Source organism: Photobacterium aphoticum (assembly GCF_001029435.1).
Lineage (GTDB): Bacteria > Pseudomonadota > Gammaproteobacteria > Enterobacterales > Vibrionaceae > Photobacterium > Photobacterium aphoticum.
In genome coordinates this window covers 43812-61000 of sequence record NZ_LDOV01000033.1, presented here as the reverse complement: position 1 = coordinate 61000, position 17189 = coordinate 43812, and the positions used below count along the sequence as shown (strand labels likewise).

At 51.6% G+C, this 17189-nt stretch carries 16 protein-coding genes; 11 read left to right on the top strand and 5 right to left on the bottom strand.

The genetic code is table 11. The features are described 5' to 3' along the window. Positions 1-973: 973 nt before the first annotated feature. The gene (locus ABT58_RS18135) at positions 974-1276 is read right to left on the bottom strand and encodes a DUF3301 domain-containing protein (protein WP_047875860.1); all 303 of its coding nucleotides are present in this window, start codon (positions 1274-1276) and stop codon (positions 974-976) included. Positions 1277-1387: 111 nt separating this feature from the next. After that, entirely contained in the window at positions 1388-2434 is a 1047-nt protein-coding gene (locus ABT58_RS18130) for a DUF3549 family protein (protein WP_047875859.1), read from the bottom strand. 198 nt (positions 2435-2632) lie between these two features. Here ABT58_RS18130 and ABT58_RS18125 point away from each other — a divergent pair, with 198 nt between their 5' ends. Both ABT58_RS18125 and truC read left to right on the top strand, forming a co-directional pair. Beyond that, positions 2633-2950 carry a YqcC family protein gene (locus ABT58_RS18125; protein WP_047875858.1) on the top strand — a complete coding sequence of 106 codons (318 nt, stop codon included), beginning with the start codon at positions 2633-2635 and terminating at the stop codon, positions 2948-2950. Between the two features lie 4 nt (positions 2951-2954). Further along, the gene (gene truC / locus ABT58_RS18120; protein ID WP_047875857.1) at positions 2955-3755 is read left to right on the top strand and encodes a tRNA pseudouridine(65) synthase TruC; all 801 of its coding nucleotides are present in this window, start codon (positions 2955-2957) and stop codon (positions 3753-3755) included. Here truC and ABT58_RS18115 read toward each other — a convergent pair. Continuing rightward, on the bottom strand, positions 3752-4816 hold the full coding sequence (locus ABT58_RS18115; RefSeq protein WP_082211153.1) for an acyltransferase family protein: 1065 nt from the start codon (positions 4814-4816) through the stop codon (positions 3752-3754). The two genes, truC and ABT58_RS18115, sit on opposite strands and share 4 nt — an antisense overlap. A gap of 126 nt (positions 4817-4942) precedes the next feature. On the opposite strand from ABT58_RS18115, the gene ABT58_RS18110 reads away from it, so the two are divergent. Continuing rightward, complete coding sequence (locus tag ABT58_RS18110; RefSeq protein ID WP_047875855.1) at positions 4943-5401, top strand: flavodoxin; 459 nt, start codon at positions 4943-4945, stop codon at positions 5399-5401. Positions 5402-5542: 141 nt separating this feature from the next. On the opposite strand, the gene glnD is transcribed toward ABT58_RS18110, so the two are convergent. Together glnD and map are read right to left on the bottom strand one after the other, a co-directional pair. Further along, positions 5543-8206: a bifunctional uridylyltransferase/uridylyl-removing protein GlnD gene (glnD, locus tag ABT58_RS18105; protein WP_047875854.1), complete on the bottom strand. Its 2664-nt coding sequence runs from the start codon at positions 8204-8206 to the stop codon at positions 5543-5545. A 127-nt stretch (positions 8207-8333) separates the two neighbouring features. After that, complete coding sequence (gene map, locus ABT58_RS18100) at positions 8334-9209, bottom strand: type I methionyl aminopeptidase (RefSeq protein WP_047875853.1); 876 nt, start codon at positions 9207-9209, stop codon at positions 8334-8336. Positions 9210-9511: 302 nt separating this feature from the next. Between map and rpsB the strand changes: the two genes are divergently transcribed. The 8 genes from rpsB (at position 9512) to rseP (ending at position 17163) form a co-directional block, all read left to right on the top strand. Next, the gene (gene rpsB, locus ABT58_RS18095) at positions 9512-10240 is read left to right on the top strand and encodes a 30S ribosomal protein S2 (protein WP_047875852.1); all 729 of its coding nucleotides are present in this window, start codon (positions 9512-9514) and stop codon (positions 10238-10240) included. A gap of 113 nt (positions 10241-10353) precedes the next feature. Continuing rightward, positions 10354-11199, top strand: coding sequence for a translation elongation factor Ts (gene tsf, locus ABT58_RS18090; protein WP_047875851.1), 846 nt, complete (start codon positions 10354-10356; stop codon positions 11197-11199). A 90-nt stretch (positions 11200-11289) separates the two neighbouring features. Beyond that, on the top strand, positions 11290-12015 hold the full coding sequence (pyrH, locus tag ABT58_RS18085) for a UMP kinase (RefSeq protein WP_047875850.1): 726 nt from the start codon (positions 11290-11292) through the stop codon (positions 12013-12015). Positions 12016-12094: 79 nt separating this feature from the next. Continuing rightward, positions 12095-12652, top strand: a complete 558-nt coding sequence (gene frr / locus ABT58_RS18080; RefSeq protein ID WP_047875849.1) for a ribosome recycling factor — start codon at positions 12095-12097, stop codon at positions 12650-12652. A gap of 81 nt (positions 12653-12733) precedes the next feature. Beyond that, complete coding sequence (locus ABT58_RS18075) at positions 12734-13495, top strand: isoprenyl transferase (protein ID WP_047875848.1); 762 nt, start codon at positions 12734-12736, stop codon at positions 13493-13495. A 151-nt stretch (positions 13496-13646) separates the two neighbouring features. Further along, positions 13647-14495, top strand: coding sequence for a phosphatidate cytidylyltransferase (locus ABT58_RS18070; RefSeq protein WP_047875847.1), 849 nt, complete (start codon positions 13647-13649; stop codon positions 14493-14495). A 119-nt stretch (positions 14496-14614) separates the two neighbouring features. Continuing rightward, the gene (gene ispC, locus ABT58_RS18065) at positions 14615-15811 is read left to right on the top strand and encodes a 1-deoxy-D-xylulose-5-phosphate reductoisomerase (RefSeq protein ID WP_047875865.1); all 1197 of its coding nucleotides are present in this window, start codon (positions 14615-14617) and stop codon (positions 15809-15811) included. Further along, positions 15808-17163, top strand: a complete 1356-nt coding sequence (gene rseP / locus ABT58_RS18060) for a sigma E protease regulator RseP (protein WP_047875846.1) — start codon at positions 15808-15810, stop codon at positions 17161-17163. Before ispC ends, rseP begins: the two co-directional genes overlap by 4 nt. Positions 17164-17189: the final 26 nt, after the last annotated feature.

Below are 17189 nucleotides of genomic sequence, written 5' to 3'. Positions count from 1 at the left end.
CACAGATTCATGCAGGGATGTCAGGCAGGGAGCGCCATCGTAGCGGGATAGCTGCATGTAAGACCTAAGGGCGCAACGGATGTTGCGCCCGTTCTTTTATCGGGCTATTTTCTCGCATCTCGCATCTCGCATCTCGCATCTCGCATCTCGCATCTCGCATCTCGCATCTCGCATCTCGCATCTCGTACCCCCTGTTTTATTTCCCACTTTTTGCGGCTGTAGTGCACTATTTGTGTGCTTTTTGTCTCCTCTTTTTATTCTGCGTATTACGCCCTTTTTAGTGTGATATCCCATCTGTCCCGATGGCTTGTGCGAGATCTCTCACAAGCGTGTGGGATATTCTCTCTTTTAACTACTGATATTTCTCTCTTTAATCATGTAAAGCTCTGTTTTAAAAGGTTTTGTGTATGTGTGATGTGAGTGGTAATGACAAGATGTGAAAAAGTTTTCTTTTTCTGTCTTTTTTCTGCGAGGGAAAAGCGTAATCTTATTGGTGTCGGAAGGAACTGACGGAACGGAACAGGAAAGCCCCAAGGATGTGGGGAGTCTCAGGATGAGACCGGTGTACTAGGATGGTATATCGAACATGGACTGTGAAGGGATGGCCGAGGAACGGCTAAGCAGTAAACAGGATGTTTACGCGTCAGGATGACACAAGGACCACTTCAGGAAGAAGGAAGTCAGGGACACCGCCAGGAAGGTCGAAGAGAGTCAGGACAGGATGCACTGACGGGTCAGGAAGGCCAATGGAACACTTCAGGATGAAGTAAAAAAGGACGATGCTGAAGGATGTCAGCTGTCAACGGAATGATGCAGGGAGCACCATCGTAGCGGGATTGCTGCATGTAAGACCTAAGGGCGCAACGCAAGTTGCGCCCGTTCTTTTATGGGCCTAAAACACCTCACGCCCGTCTCTTCTTTCTTCCTCTTTGTTTTTATTCGCCACGCAGCTTAAGCCCCTCTGTGTCGATGATCACTCCGGCATGCGATGTGGCGGAATATGCCAACTGGCTGGTCGAAAGCCGCGCATCACCAAATGCCCTTGATAGGCATCAATCCCATCGGCGGAAAATTCGAACCAATATAAGGTATGCCAATACCAGCGGCCTTGCGCATCACGCCATTGATGGGCGCCACGGGCGGTATTTAGCAGTTGCAGACCCATCTGCTGACAGCGTTGATGGATAAAGGCTTGTGCAAGCTCCGTTTGTCGTCGCTGTTGCCAGAACAGGTAGCCCGCAATGGCTAACAGTAAAATGCCGAACAGGTTTTCCATGTCGAGATGTTTTCCTTTTATTGCATGCGCTGACGGTCAGTGTCACCAGACGCGTGTCTGTGTGAGCCCGTGCCTGACAAGAGGATAAGCAGCGACGGGCTGACACGGGGTTTAGGCTGGCTTATTGTGGGTCTGTTGTTGCAGACGTGCGATGGCCGTCATTAATTCCGGGCTGGCCTGACCATGTAGCACTTGCAACATGATCCCACGCAGGACCGGCAGCATCACCAAATCCGCAAACAGCTGATTAAACAGCGTTTGATCTTGGGTTTGTGCCAAGCGAAGTAAAAACAGGCTGGCCATGTCATTGTCCGCCAAGCCATTCCAGCAACGCCCCGCAATCGCCACCAGTAATTCCGGGTGGCACAGTGACGGTGTGCTTAATACCTTTTTCAGGGTATCACGCAATGTGGCTGTCGGTGCGCCGGACAAGGCTCGGACTAAGGCCGCCAACAAAAACAGATCCGGTGTTTCTACCGCTTGTTCATCGTTCAGACGTTCAACCATACGCTGCGTCAGGCTTTCTGGCAGGGTGCAATGCTCCAAGCAGCCTAACAGTGCATACAGCGGAGTCATCGGCAGATGATTAATGGCTTTGCGCACCAATGTGGTGTTGTTTTCTTGCTTCAGGCGTGCGCACACATCGGCCAAGCCTTGCAGACCCACGCCTTGCCATTGCTCCCAACCTAATGTGCCCGTGAGGTAATGCTGCGCATGCTCGTAGTAGTGACTGGCTGGCAAGTGCAATTGCTGGCGCAACTGAGCGTGGAACATCGCCATCTTGTCGTCGTTGGGTTTGAAGGTGAACGGGTTGGCCGCGAGTTTCTCTTGTTCCGCTTCTGTCGGTGTACGGTTCAGTGTCGCACCCATCGCTTCAATCACATATTGAATAAAGCCACCGACGGCCGCTTGTTTCAACAGGCCGCGTTCATCCAGGGGCAGGCGCAGAAACCAGATCCACGGCGCTTGATCTGCTTGCCAGAACGCAATGGACAGGTTGGCATGTTGTTGCAGAGGCCATGGATACGGCTGGCGATTGTCTTCAACCGCTTTGAATTGGTCGATATCGATCGCGTTAACGCGGCGACCTAAATCGTAAATTTGGTATTGGCAGCCCGCGTTGTCAAGCAACTGGGTCAGCGTGTGAAATGTCTCCATGGGCAGTCTCTTTGCTCCTTACTTCAGGGCTTCAGTATATAACGATCTTTCCGCGTGAAGCCATGCCCGCGCATCGGCCGGGTTGGGAGATGGTCTGCAAGGTGGTATGCTCCGTCGCCACATGCTGCGGTCATCTGTTTTAAATCAGACCCAAGAGGCGCCGACAGCCAATGAATGAGAACCGAAAGGGAGAAGACGGTGGATCGATACCGCCAATGTCAGCAATTGCTGGCACAACTGGAAGCGGTGATGCAGGCGCATGATCTGTGGGAAACCACGCCGCCAAGTCGCGCCGCGTTACAGAGCACAGAACCTTTTGCCATTGATACCTTGTCATGCACGCAATGGTTGCAGTGGATTTTTATTCCGAAAATGGGGCAGCTCGTACAGGCACAGTTGCCGTTACCGGCCGCTTTTTCCATTTCGCCCTATATTGAAGAAGCGATGAAAATGCAGGCGGGGTGCGATAGTGTACTGGCTGTGACCCGTGAAATTGATCAGTTATTTGAGCAGTAAATTTATGGCCAATGAAATCCCTAACGATCTCGACCAGACAGTGGAACAGGCACAGCCTGTGGAACTGGAGATCTTATACCGTGACGCGCATTTAGTGGCCGTCAATAAACCCGCTGGCATGTTGGTACACCGTTCGTGGTTAGACCGTCACGAAACCCGTTTTGTGATGCAGACGCTGCGCGATCAGATCGGTCAGCATGTGTTTCCGCTCCATCGGTTAGATCGCCCGACCTCCGGGGTGTTGTTGTTTGCTTTGTCGAGTGAAACTGCTGCCCTGATGATGCCAAAGTTTGCCGGTCGTGATGTGAAGAAAACCTACCATGCCGTCGTGCGTGGCTGGGTGAAGGAAGCGGCAGTATTGGATTACCCGCTCAAAGAAGAGCTGGACAAAATTGCCGATAAACGCGCAGCTCAGGACAAAGAGGCGCAGCCTGCAGTTACCGCGTACGCGCCGCTGGCCAAAGTCGAAACCGCCATTCCGGTGGGACGCTATGCGACCAGTCGTTACACCTTGGTAGAAATGCAGCCGGAAACCGGCCGTAAGCACCAGTTGCGTCGTCATATGCACCATTTGAGCCACCACATCATTGGCGATGTGAACCACGGTGACGGTCGTCATAACCGTATGTTCCGTGACAATTTTGACTGTCATCGTCTGATGCTGCATGCCTCGCGTTTGCAACTGGCGCACCCAGTGACAGGCGAGACGTTAGATATTCGCGCCTCGGTGGATGATACCTGGCAGCGCGTGATGGCCGCCTTTGACTGGGCACCGTCACTGTTGGTGCCCGCTGACAACATTTAACCACTGGGAACGGGCGTAGGTTGCTGCATCTTTTTGGCAAGCTTACGCCCGAGTTGTATGCCGGGCAGTTCAATGAACTGATAGGTGAAGTGGGAAGTGATGAGGGTGAAGAGCATGGTGAGGGCGATCACCGTTATTTTTCCAGCGAGGGTTGAAATGTCTCCGACGAGTAAAAAGGCAGGGTAAATCAATAACGTGTGGAAGACATAAATGGAGTAGGAACGTTGACCAATATAATGAAACACGCCGAGCTCAAAAAAACGCTTGAGTCGTGAGAACAAAGGATTGGAGAACGTCGCCATCGAAAAGAATAAGAACCAGGTCGCCATGGGAATATTTTTGAGCGTTAAGCAGACAAACAATAAATAGACAGGAATCACGGTTAATTGGTGCTTTTGAATAAAGAGGTACAAATAAAAAGACAAAATACCCACAAGGAAATAATGGATTTGATTAGACAGGAAACCACTGCCCGGTGCGCCATATAGGGCGGCTGAAAATAAAGCGAGTAAGCACAGCGTGCGTAATTTCCTTTGTTGGGCAGCAACAAAAATAACTGGCGCCAATAAATAAAACTGCCACTCAAGAGACAAACTCCAGGCCGGCTCTAAAAATGTAAAATCGCTGGATGGCAGTAATCCATTGAACAGCCCTTGCAGCAGAACCAGATGGGTCAGCAGGTGCGCGGTGAAATCATTCTGTGTATCTGTCAGTGTCATCGCACGCCCTGTCCAATAGCGCCCCTCCGTCGCAAAGGTGCTCCAAAGGTCAATTTGCCAAGACAGGGTGAGGGCGGAAATCGCCAGCGCCACAAGGTACGCCGGAAAAAGACGAAAGGCGCGCCGCGTAATAAATCCCCGGTAGTTTTCTTGGCTATAATGCAGTAATGCAAAAATCACAAAGCCGCTTAAAATAATAAAGACATCGACGGCATAGGTCACATTAACGATTTTATTGATGGAGGCGGGGATATAAATGCCGACGCTCATCAGGGTATGTACCAGAGCCACCCACAGCGCCATTATTCCGCGTAAAGAATCAAAAACCCGAATATGCTGCATCCTGTGTCCTTACAGTAAAAAGCGTATAAATGAGTTTAGCAGTGGAATAATAAAACGGATCATCGGTCGCGGTTCTTGCGCCGTATAAAGACTATGATTATTGCATGTCATCAAGAGGGAGTTGATATGGCTAAAATCGGTATTTTTGTGGGATCGGTATACGGCGGGGCAGAAGATGTGGCCCACGCAGTGGCCGATTATCTGAATGGTGAAGGCCATGAAGTCACCGTGTTTGATATCCCGACTTCGGAAGAGTTTCTCCAGTACCAACAGGATATTGCGCTGGTGATCACGTCAACCACCGGGCAAGGGGAGATCCCGGAGAATGCCTTGCCCATGTTCCAAGCGTTGGAAGACACCTTGCCGCAAGTGCCTAACCTGCGCTTTGGTGTGGTGGGGATGGGCGATTCCAGTTACGGCGAGGAACGCTATTGTGGCGCCGGTCGTCAGTTTGAACGCTTACTGCTTGAACTGCAGGCCAAGCCGCTTGCCCCACGGTTAGATGTGGATGCCTGCGTAAACTTTGATGCGCTGGAAGTGGTGATGCCGTGGGTGCAAACCTGGGCGACCCCGTCGGCGGCGTGATTGTGTCCTAAGCCATTAGCTCATGCCCCATGAGCAGATAAAGAAAAGGCGAGCTCGTGAAGTGGCTCGCCTTTTGTGTTTTTACGACACGGTACTTTTTCGTTACTGCTGTTGTTGTTTTAGCTACTGCTTGATGGCAGGTTATTTCTTGCCGTCTTTTTTGCTGTCCTTGCCCTTGTCGGTGTTTTTATCCTTGTCGAGACGACTGATCAGCGCTTCTCGCAGTTGCACCTGCTGCTCTTCATTGAGTTGTTCACCGGTGCTATTGGTGACAATGAAAAAGTCTTCCGCTCGCTCTCCAATGGTGGTGATTTTCGCGGCTTGTAAGCTGATCCCCTGACGGGCAAACACCGAGCCGACCCGGGCCAGTAGCCCCGGCATGTCTAACGCGACCAACTCAATCATGGTCTTCTTGCCGGATTTGGTCGGCAGGAAGTCCACTGTGGTTTTCACATTGAAATGCTGCAACTTGTGCGGCGCGCGTTTTTTCTTGCGTTCAGACTTCATGTGGGTCAGGGCACTGACTAACGCGCGGCGCACGCTCGGGTGGCGGTTTTCGCTCAGGGCTTTGCCGGACGGGTCAAGCACCATGAAGGTATCCAGCGCATAACCGTCTTTGCTGGTCATGACCTGTGCATCATGCACGCTGAGGTTTTTCTTATCCAGCTCCGACACTACCACGGCAAACAGCTTGGCTTTGTCTTTGCAGTACACAAACACTTCTGTGCCGCCACGGGTCGGTTTTTCACTGAGCAGGATCAGCGGTTTATCGTGATCGTCATGGGTGAGTATTGCCGAGGCATGCCAGGCGATTTGTTTGTGGGTGTGACGCAGGAAGTAATCGGCCTTAAAGCGCTGCCATAACACTTCGATGTCACGTGGCGTAAAGCCTTCACTGCGCAATAAGGCGGAGGCCATGTGCTGGTTGTGGCGAATACGCTCGCGCATATCGGGCGGGTTTTCCAGTCCACGGCGCAGGGCTTTTTGGGTGGAGTAATACAACTCGGCCAGCAAGGTGCGTTTCCAGCTGTTCCACAACTCCTGGTTGGTCGCACAGATGTCTGCCACCGTGAGGCAGATCAGGTGGTCAAGACGCTCTTCATCGCGCACTTCTTTGGCAAAGGCGGTGATCACTTCCGGATCGTAAATATCACGGCGTTGCGCGGTTACGGACATCAGCAAGTGCTGATTGACCAGCCATTTGACCAAATTGGCTTCCGGTTTGGACAGGCCATGTTGCAAACAGAAATCATAGGCATCGACCCCGCCCAGTTCGGAGTGATCGCCCCCTCGGCCTTTGGCAATGTCATGGAAAATGGCCGCCAGGATCAAAATCTCTTTCTTGCTGACGCGCGGGTAGACCTCACAGCAGATCGGGTGACGGTCGCGGTTGGCGGTATCGTTGAACTTGTTGAGGTTTTTGACCAAGCGCACCGTGTGCTCATCGACGGTGTAGACATGGAACAGATCAAACTGCATCTGGCCGACGATCTGGCTCCATTGCGGCAGGTAGGTCGACAGTACGCCGTGGCGGTGCATCAGACGAAACGCGCGCTGCAAACAGTTGGGCTGGCGAACCAGCTGCATGAATTTTTCCCGCGCTTCCGGAATATCGACCAAAAAGCGATTCAGGCGACGGCGGGCCGTGCGCAGTTGACGCAAGGTCGGCGCGGCAATGCCTTCAATCTCAGCATTACGGGCAATGTGCAGGAACATGTCGAGAATGGTTTCCGGACGGGCCTGAAACAATGCGGGTTTCGTGGCTTCGATGAGGGTGCCACGCAGTTGGAAGTCGTCATCCAGCTCAATCGGATCAGGGGCGGCACCTTTGTTGAGAATGGCCTGATCAAACAATTGCAGCAGCATTTTGTTCAGCTCAGCCACGCGGCGCAGGGTGCGGTAGAAATCTTTCATCATGGTTTCTACCGGTCGGTTGCCTTCACCGGTATAACCCAGCAGTTCGGCCACCGAGGCCTGATGACCAAAGGTCAGGCGGTTATCGTAGCGACGCAGCTCACTGTGCAGGGCAAAACGGATGCGCCACAGCGAGTCCTGACATTCCACCAACTCCCGGTATTCCGCATCCGTCAGAAACCCAAAGCGGCTCATTTCCAGCAAGCTGGTGGCCCCGAAATGGCGACGGGCGATCCAACTGAGGGTATGAATGTCACGCAGGCCGCCCGGGCTCGATTTGATGTCCGGCTCAAGGTTATAGGTGGTGTCATGGTAACGGGCATGGCGGGCTTTTTGCTCGTCCATTTTGGCCTGAAAAAAGGTGTCACTCGGCCAGAAGTTACCGTCGTTCAGACGCTCTTCCAATTGCAGGAAGGTGTCGTGATGGCCACACAGCCAGCGGGCTTCTTGTAAATTGGTGGCGACGGTGAGATCGCGCATGCCGATCTCAATGCATTCGTCTAAGGTGCGTACACTGTGGCCGACATCCAGCTTGAGATCCCACAACAAGGTCAGGAAGGTGCTGATCAGGGTGCCGGTCGGCTCATCGACTGGCTCCAGGCTGAGAACCAAGATATCGACGTCCGAGAGCGGATGCAGCTCACCGCGCCCGTAGCCGCCGACCGCCACCAACGCCAGCGTCGGGTGCTGGTCGAGGCCGAAATGCTGCCATAACCGTTCTAATAAACGATCAATATAGTGGGCGCGGGCTTCGACTAATTGGGCAATAGGAATATGGGCCAGAAATTGGCTTTTCTGAACCAGGCTGAAATGGTCAAGCGCCTCACGCAGTTGCTCGGGGGCAAACGGGTCGGAGAGGGCGGTCGAATCGAGGGTCGTCGGTGTGCTCATAGCTGTCCGTGCAGAATCATAAACGCGTGCTATAACCCTAACACGGTTCCGTCAGCTTGGGAGCCATCGAGCAAAAAAAAGCCGGCAACGGCTGCCGGCTTTAGAAGGAGGTTGCGTGAACGCAGTCTTAGTTGTGCATGTGACGAGGAATGGTGTCGTCGCTGCGCAGGGTCAATACTTCACAACCGGTGTCTGTTACAACGATGGTGTGCTCGTACTGCGCCGATTTCTTGCCATCTGCGGTGTACACCGTCCAGTCATCCGCTGAATCTACGGTACAGCCAAAGCGGCCCGCGTTGATCATCGGCTCGATGGTGAAACACATGCCGGCTTTTAGCTTGGTGCGGTCGCTGTTGCGGTAGTGCACCACTTGTGGCTCTTCGTGGAACTCAAAACCAATGCCGTGGCCACAGAAATCTTTCACGATAGAGTATTTCTGTAGTGGGTTTTTCTTGTTGTTGGCTTTGATGAATTTTTCAATCGCGGTACCGATATCACCCACGGTTGCACCTGGTTTCACCTGACGCATACCTTCGTAAAGGGCATCTTGGGTCACGCGGCACAGACGTTTGTCAGCTGGAGATACTTCGCCTACGAAGAACATCTTAGAGGTATCACCGTGGTAACCTTCCGGACGCACGCTCAGATCGGCGTTTGGATCGTTCGGGATGATCACTGTGATATCGACGTTGATGATGTCACCGTTCTTCAGTACAGCTGGCTTGGTCATGCCGTGGCTGCCCATCTCATCTTGCTCAGCCGGAATACCGTGACAAATGATGTGGTTGATCGAGGTACAGATAGATTTCGGGAAGCCGTGATAATCAAGCGGTGCGGAGTAAGCCCCTTTCTCTAGGGTAAACTCGTGACAGATTTTGTTTAGCTCTTCCGTCGTCACGCCCTCTTTGATGTGCGGTTCAATCATTTCCAGCACTTCAGCTGCCAAACGACCCGCAGCGCGCATTTTTTCAATTTCTTCAGCCGTTTTGATCTTGATGCTCATTCAATCTTCTCTGCATTGACGGTTTTATCTTGCTTATATGGTAACAGTGAGGGCGCAAGATGGAAACTGGGTTTGATCTGTGTGCAACGAATTGGACTGGATTTCAGTTAACGAAATATGGTATAAAGCGCGCCGTAATTGGGTAATTGGGTTTCGATTCAGTTATTCATATTACAACTAAACTTTTATTAATCACTCACACATATCGGCACATCTTCCGGGGTGCTCGGCAATCTTTCGCGAGGTTGTACGGGTCGGTAAGGTGGGATATGTGGACGCCTAACCCCATAGAGGAATATTCAATGGCAACTGTATCAATGCGCGACATGCTTAAGGCTGGTGTACACTTTGGTCACCAAACTCGTTACTGGAACCCAAAGATGAAGCCATTCATCTTCGGTGCTCGTAACCGCGTACACATCATCAACCTTGAGCAAACTGTACCAATGTTCAACGAAGCGCTAGCTGAAATCAACAAGATTGCAGCTCGCAAAGGTAAAGTACTTTTCGTTGGTACTAAGCGTGCAGCCAGCGAATCAATCAAAGAAGCAGCAGTAAGCTGTGATCAGTACTACGTAAACAACCGTTGGTTGGGTGGTATGCTGACTAACTGGAAAACTGTTCGCCAGTCAATCAAGCGTCTAAAAGATCTTGAAGTTCAGTCTACTGACGGTACTTTCGACAAGCTAACCAAGAAAGAAGCGCTAATGCGCACTCGTGAAATGGAAAAGCTTGAGAAGTCTCTTGGCGGTATCAAGAACATGGGCGGCCTACCAGACGCTATGTTCGTAATCGATGCTGATCACGAGCACATTGCAATTAAAGAAGCTAACAACCTGGGTATCCCAGTATTTGCAGTAGTAGATACTAACTCTAACCCAGACGGCGTTGACTTCGTTATCCCAGGTAACGATGACGCAATCCGTGCAATCCAGCTTTACACTGGTGCTGTAGCTCAAACTGTAACTGAAGCTCGTAACCAAGACATCGTTGCTCAAGCTGAGCAAGACGGTTTCGTAGAAGCTGAATAATAGCCGGCTCCTTCGAGCATCTTAAGTTACCTTGTGTAAACTAAGAATGGTTACCAGGGGCCGATCATGGCCCCTGATTTTTACACCAAGTATTCAAAACTGAGGATATAACAATGGCAACAGTTACAGCTGCCCTAGTTAAAGAACTGCGTGAACGTACTGGCGCAGGCATGATGGAATGTAAAAAAGCGCTTGTTGAAGCGAACGCTGACATCGAGCTAGCGATCGAAAACATGCGTAAGAGCGGTGCTGCTAAAGCTGCTAAGAAAGCAGGCAACGTAGCTGCTGAAGGCGCAATCTTCATTAAAGAAGGTCAAGGTGTAACTGCACTTCTAGAAGTTAACTGCCAGACAGACTTCGTTGCTAAAGACGGTAACTTCGTTGCATTCGCAACTGAAGTTGCAGAATACGCTGTAGCAAACAAAGTTGAGATCGAAGCACTTCAAGCTCACTTCGAAGAAGCACGTGTTGCTCTTGTATCTAAGATCGGTGAGAACATCTCTATCCGTCGCGTACAGTACGTTGCAGGTGAGCAGGTTGCTACTTACCGTCACGGCGAGCGTATCGGTGTAGTTGTTGCTGGTAACGGCGACGCAGAAACTCTGAAGCACATCGCTATGCACGTAGCTGCTTCTAAGCCAGAATACGTAAACCCATCTGACGTTCCAGCTGAAGTTGTTGCTAAAGAGCGCGAAGTTCAGGTTGAGATCGCGATGAACGAAGGCAAGCCTCAAGAAATCGCTGAGAAGATGGTTGAAGGCCGCATGAAGAAGTTCACTGGCGAAGTTTCTCTAACTGGTCAGCCATTCATCATGGAACCTAAGAAAACTGTTGGTGACGTACTTAAAGAAGCTGGCGCTTCTGTTTCTACTTTCGTTCGCCTAGAAGTTGGTGAAGGTATCGAGAAACAAGCAGGCCTAAGCTTTGCTGAAGAAGTAGCACTTGCGCAGAAAGGTTAATCCTTAGCGAATTGCTCTCAGAAGACCGTGGCCTAGGCTGCGGTCTTTTTACAACTCCATATCCTAAAGTAAGCCTGGAAGGTATCACTAATGACCACAAATCCTAAACCGACTTATCAACGTATTCTGCTTAAACTCAGTGGGGAAGCACTGCAGGGCAGTGAAGGTTTTGGTATTGACGCACAAGTTCTTGACCGTATGGCTCAAGAAATCAAAGAATTGATTGAACTCGGTGTACAGGTAGGCCTGGTTATCGGTGGCGGTAACTTGTTCCGCGGTGCTGGCCTGGCAGAAGCAGGTATGAACCGAGTTGTGGGCGACCACATGGGTATGCTAGCAACCGTAATGAACGGTTTGGCAATGCGTGATGCGCTACACCGTGCCTATGTGAACGCTCGAGTGATGTCTGCAATTCCGCTAAACGGCGTGTGTGATAACTACAACTGGGCAGACGCGATCAGTCAGCTTCGCCAAGGTCGTGTAGTGATTTTCTCTGCAGGTACCGGTAACCCATTCTTCACGACGGACTCTGCAGCGTGTCTACGCGGTATCGAGATCGAAGCGGACGTGGTACTAAAAGCAACGAAAGTTGATGGCGTGTTCACAGAAGATCCAGTTAAAAACCCAGACGCAACGCTTTATGATAAGCTTAGCTATCAAGATGTTCTTGAAAAAGAACTGAAGGTAATGGACCTTGCAGCATTTACCTTGGCTCGTGACCATGGTATGCCTATTCGCGTGTTCAACATGAACAAGCCTGGCTCACTTCGCCGCGTGGTGATGGGTGAGCAAGAAGGCACGCTGATCGCAAACTAAGTTTTGTAGAGCCGGCCTCATTGGCGGGCTCTAAACGGGATCCTATCCCGCATTTACCGAATGATTAAGGGTATTTATCGTGATTAATACAATTAAACAAGATGCGCAGGAGCGCATGGGCAAAAGCGTTGAAGCGCTAAAAAACCAGCTGGCTAAAGTACGTACTGGCCGTGCACACCCAAGCCTACTTGACACTATCTACGTTGAGTACTATGGCGCAAACACGCCACTTAAGCAGCTTGCAAACGTGGTAGCAGAAGATGCACGTACACTGGCAATCACTGTATTCGATAAAGAGCTAACGCCAAAAATCGAAAAAGCGATCATGATGTCTGACCTTGGCCTAAACCCAATGTCTACCGGTACCGTTATTCGCGTTCCATTGCCACCGCTAACAGAAGAGCGTCGTCGCGATCTTGTTAAGATCGTACGTGCAGAAGCGGAGCAGGGCCGTGTTGCTATCCGTAACATCCGTCGTGACGCGAACAGCGACCTGAAAGGTCTGCTAAAAGACAAAGAAATCTCTGAAGATGACGATCGTCGTGCACAGGACGACATCCAGAAACTGACTGATGCAGCAGTGAAGGAAATCGACGTTATCCTAGAAGTGAAAGAAAAAGAGCTAATGGAAGTGTAAGGTTCGCCTTACCGTGCTAAAAGCTTAATGAGATTCAGGGCGCTGTGCGTGCAGCACAGCGCTTTTTTTTGAGGGAGAGGTATGGCAGATACGATCGATTCTGCACTTTGCGCGGAGAGCTTACCTAAACATGTTGCCATCATTATGGATGGAAACGGTCGGTGGGCAAAAGCCAAAGGCAAGCCTCGAGTGTTTGGCCACAAAGCCGGTGTAGAAGCTGTACGTAAAGCCGTTTCTACAGCGAACCGCCTAGGGATTAAGGTGGTGACCTTGTTTGCGTTCAGTAGTGAAAACTGGCGCCGTCCTGAAGCTGAAGTTTCCCTATTGATGGAGCTCTTCATGACAGTACTGGGTCGCGAAGTGAAGCGTCTGCACAAGAATAATATCCGTTTGCGCATTATTGGTGATACCGCTCGTTTCAGTTCTCGCTTACAGCAGAAAATTGCGGAAGCTGAAGCACTGACCGCCGACAATACCGGCATGGTACTCAATGTTGCGGCGAACTACGGTGGCCAGTGGGATATCCTACAAGCGACCAAACGCCTGGCCCAACAAGTGGCCGAGCAAGGCTTAACCGCCTCTGACATTACGGAAGACATGCTGGCTGCAGGCTTAACCACAGCCGATCTCCCTGATGTAGATTTGTTGATCCGCACCAGTGGCGAATGCCGCATCAGTAACTTCATGCTATGGCAAGCCGCTTATGCAGAGTTGTATTTCACTGAGCAGCACTGGCCGGATTTCGATGAGGCTAGCTTTGCCCAAGCTGTCGCCTGGTTTGTTAACCGCGAACGCCGTTTTGGCTGTACGGGCGAGCAAATTCAAGCATTATTAGAACATTAATACCCCGTCAGTCATGACGTTGTGGGATTATTTATTTTGGGGCATCTGACCTTGGTCTTGATGCCTTTTTTGCTGTTTGTCTGGAATGGCAACACTCTGGTTAGAGCTGTGCTTCTGACCGGCAACAGAAGAAAAATCGAGAGGACGCAGTTTGCTTAAGCAACGTATTATCACCGCAGTCATCCTCGCTCCCCTAGTTATTGCAGGAATTTTCTTTCTACCTTTTCCTGCGTTTATTGCCGCATTAGCCGCAATTACCCTGATTGGGTTCTGGGAGTGGACACAATTTGTTGAGGCCAAATCACGCGTTGCCGCGATGATTGTCCCTGTTGTTAGCTTAGCGGCTTCGCTCTGGTTCATGCCAACGGATCCACAAGCCTTGTCGACGCTGGCGACGTCACACCACACCATGCTGATGACCGGCGGTGTCTGGTGGCTTATCGCATCGGCATTGGCGATTACCTACCCACGCAGCGCCACATGGTGGTCAGGGATCTCTCCTCTAAAATACCTGTTCGGTTTACTGACCTTAATCCCATTCTTCTGGAGCGTGCTGATGCTCCGCGCGGTGCATTACCTCGACTCTCCTTATCACGGTGCCAAGTTGGTATTGCTGGTCTGCCTATTGGTTTGGGCGGCCGATACCGGTGCGTATTTCTCCGGTAAACGTTTTGGTAAACACAAAATGGCCCCAGCGGTAAGCCCGAACAAGACCGTTGAAGGTTTAGTGGGCGGTGCCTTGCTGGCCGTGGTGGTGACATGGGGTGGTGCGGCATTGATGGACATTCCTTTCCACAGCGCCGGCAGCTTGTTGCTGATTGCCGTAGTGACTGTCGTGGCTTCGGTATTGGGCGACTTGGTTGAAAGTATGTTCAAGCGTGTGTCTGGCATTAAAGACAGCAGCCACATTTTGCCGGGACACGGTGGTGTCCTTGACCGCATTGATAGCCTGACGGCTGCCCTGCCTGTGTTCGCCCTACTGTATTTGTGGTTGGTCTGATCCTCCCTCGCTTTTCTTGTGCCCTGTCGGGACTGCCGGTCATGACTGACTGGTAGAACCCCGGCAGGGCTGCCATGATCTTATGGTCTGATGAAAAAATTGTTTTGTTAAGTGATAGTATGCGTAAGTTAACGATTCTTGGTGCAACAGGTTCAATCGGAAGTAGCACGCTGGCCGTAGCCGCTCAGAACCCGGATTTGTTTGAAGTTGTCGCCTTGGCGGCAGGCAGCAATAGCCAGAAAATGTTTGAGCTTTGCCAGCAGTGGCAGCCAAAGTATGCCGCGATGGCGTCGGAAAGTGCGGCGCTGGAATTGGCCGCGATGCTCAAGCAGCACCAGATCGCTACCGAAGTGTTAGCCGGTGAAGCGGGCATGTGCCACGTTGCCGCGCTGGACGAAGTGGATACCGTGATGGCTGCCATTGTGGGTGCAGCCGGCTTGCTGCCAACCATGGCGGCGGTGAAAACCGGTAAGCGCATTCTGTTGGCAAACAAAGAAGCCTTGGTGATGTCAGGCCAGATGTTTATCGACGCCTGTCGTGAATACGGCGCGGAATTGCTGCCGGTGGACAGCGAGCACAACGCGATCTTCCAAAGCCTGCCAGCCGACGTGCAGCGCCAGATGGGTTACTGCGACTTGGCGGGTGCGGGCGTTAGCAAAATCTTGCTGACTGGCTCAGGCGGCCCGTTCCGTTACACCGACGTGGCCGAGTTGGCGGCAGTGACGCCGGCGATGGCGATTGCCCACCCGAACTGGTCGATGGGGCCAAAGATTTCGGTCGACTCCGCCACCATGATGAACAAAGGCTTAGAGTACATTGAAGCGCGCTGGTTGTTTAATGCGGCGCGTGAGCAGATGGACGTGATCATTCACCCACAGTCGGTGATCCACTCCATGGTGCAATACAAAGACGGCTCTGTGATTGCGCAGATGGGCTTGCCGGATATGCGTACGCCAATCGCCTGCGCCATGGCCTATCCTGAAAGGGTAGACGCCGGTGTTGCACCGTTAGATTTCAGCCAGGTGGGCGAATTTACCTTCCTTAAGCCAGATTTTAACCGTTATCCTTGCCTTAAATTAGCCATGGATGCTTGTTATAGTGGTCAGGCGGCCACCACCACCTTGAACGCCGCGAATGAAATGGCTGTTGCGGCATTTTTAGACCACCGTCTGGGCTTCACTGACATCGCACGCATTAACAGCGAAGTGTTAGCGCAAGCCAACCTGACCGAGCCAACGGACTTGGCAGGCGTGCTGGAGCTGGATCGCTTAGCACGTATTGCAGCTCAGACCCTGATTCAAAAGGTATCGCTATGATGGGACTATTGTGGAACCTGGGTGCTTTCTTACTGGCCTTGGGGATCCTCATTGCCGTCCATGAATTTGGCCATTTTTGGGTTGCCCGCCGTTGTGGCGTGTTTGTCGAGAAATTCTCGATTGGCTTTGGTAAATCCTTGTGGCGCAAAGTCGGGAAAGACGGCACCGAATACACCATTGCCATGATCCCGCTGGGCGGCTACGTCAAAATGCTGGACGAGCGTGTTGAAGCCGTACCGGCTGAGCGTCGTCACATGGCGTTCAACAACAAAAAACTGTGGCAGCGCAGTGCGATTGTCGCAGCGGGGCCTATCGCGAACTTCTTGTTTGCTATCTTTGCTTACTGGATTGTGTTTCTGGTCGGTCTGCCGGCGGTGAAGCCTGTGATTGGCGAGGTGGCTCCCCAATCGATTGCGGCTGAGGCAGGAATTGTGCCGGGGATGGAACTAAAATCCATATCGGGACTCAAAACTGCAGATTGGGAATCGGTCAACATGGCCATGATTTCCCACATCGGCGATGAAAGCATGTCACTGACTGCGCGTGACCCTCAAAGCGGTATGATTGTCGATCGCACACTGGATTTGGCTCATTGGTCGTTTGATCCGGAAAGCGAGCGTGTCCTGACGACATTGGGGATCACCCCGTTTTACCCGAAATTTACGCTAATCATTTCACAACTTGTGGAAGACGGAGCAGCAATTCGCGCGGGATTACGGTTAAATGACAAGATTGTGGCTGTGGATGACCAACCCGTGACCACGTGGCAGCAAGTGGTGGATAGTGTTCGCTCACACCCAGAGCAGGCACTGACCATCACGGTAAAACGCGGTGAGGAGACAGTCTCACTGCCGTTGACGCCAGCGGCGAAAACCCTCGACAATGGCGAGGTGATTGGTTACGCCGGTTTTGCATCGGCCCGTGACCCGTGGCCGGAAGCGAACTTGATCCATTTGCAATATGGTCCGATAGAGGCCATTGGCAAAGCGGCAGAGCGCACTTGGCAGTTGGTGACCATCACCTTTGATATGGTGACCAAGCTGGTAACCGGCGATGTCGCAATGAAAAACTTAAGTGGCCCAATTTCCATCGCGAAAGGGGCAGGGATGACCGCTGATATCGGTATCTTGTCATTCCTCGGCTTCTTGGCGTTGATCAGTGTGAACTTGGGTATCGTGAATTTATTACCGCTTCCTGTGCTGGACGGTGGACATTTGATGTTCTTCGCCATCGAAGCTGTAACACGTCGTCCTGTTTCTGAACGCGTTCAGGAAATAGGCTTTAGAGTGGGCTCAGCCATTTTGGTTGCGTTAATGGCCGTAGCGCTATTCAATGATTTTACCCGCCTTTAAATAAGAGCGTTTTAGCAAGGAATAAT

Excerpts from the sequence above, each read along its gene's own strand:
- ABT58_RS18075 (WP_047875848.1), top strand. The coding sequence starts at position 12,734 with ATGGCAGATACGATCGATTCTGCACTTTGCGCGGAGAGCTTACCTAAA.
- tsf (WP_047875851.1), top strand. The coding sequence starts at position 10,354 with ATGGCAACAGTTACAGCTGCCCTAGTTAAAGAACTGCGTGAACGTACT.
- map (WP_047875853.1), bottom strand. The coding sequence starts at position 9,209 with ATGAGCATCAAGATCAAAACGGCTGAAGAAATTGAAAAAATGCGCGCT.
- rseP (WP_047875846.1), top strand. The coding sequence starts at position 15,808 with ATGATGGGACTATTGTGGAACCTGGGTGCTTTCTTACTGGCCTTGGGG.
- ABT58_RS18130 (WP_047875859.1), bottom strand. The coding sequence starts at position 2,434 with ATGGAGACATTTCACACGCTGACCCAGTTGCTTGACAACGCGGGCTGC.
- ispC (WP_047875865.1), top strand. The coding sequence starts at position 14,615 with ATGCGTAAGTTAACGATTCTTGGTGCAACAGGTTCAATCGGAAGTAGC.
- rpsB (WP_047875852.1), top strand. The coding sequence starts at position 9,512 with ATGGCAACTGTATCAATGCGCGACATGCTTAAGGCTGGTGTACACTTT.
- pyrH (WP_047875850.1), top strand. The coding sequence starts at position 11,290 with ATGACCACAAATCCTAAACCGACTTATCAACGTATTCTGCTTAAACTC.
- glnD (WP_047875854.1), bottom strand. The coding sequence starts at position 8,206 with ATGAGCACACCGACGACCCTCGATTCGACCGCCCTCTCCGACCCGTTT.
- ABT58_RS18110 (WP_047875855.1), top strand. The coding sequence starts at position 4,943 with ATGGCTAAAATCGGTATTTTTGTGGGATCGGTATACGGCGGGGCAGAA.
- ABT58_RS18135 (WP_047875860.1), bottom strand. The coding sequence starts at position 1,276 with ATGGAAAACCTGTTCGGCATTTTACTGTTAGCCATTGCGGGCTACCTG.
- truC (WP_047875857.1), top strand. The coding sequence starts at position 2,955 with ATGGCCAATGAAATCCCTAACGATCTCGACCAGACAGTGGAACAGGCA.
- ABT58_RS18115 (WP_082211153.1), bottom strand. The coding sequence starts at position 4,816 with ATGCAGCATATTCGGGTTTTTGATTCTTTACGCGGAATAATGGCGCTG.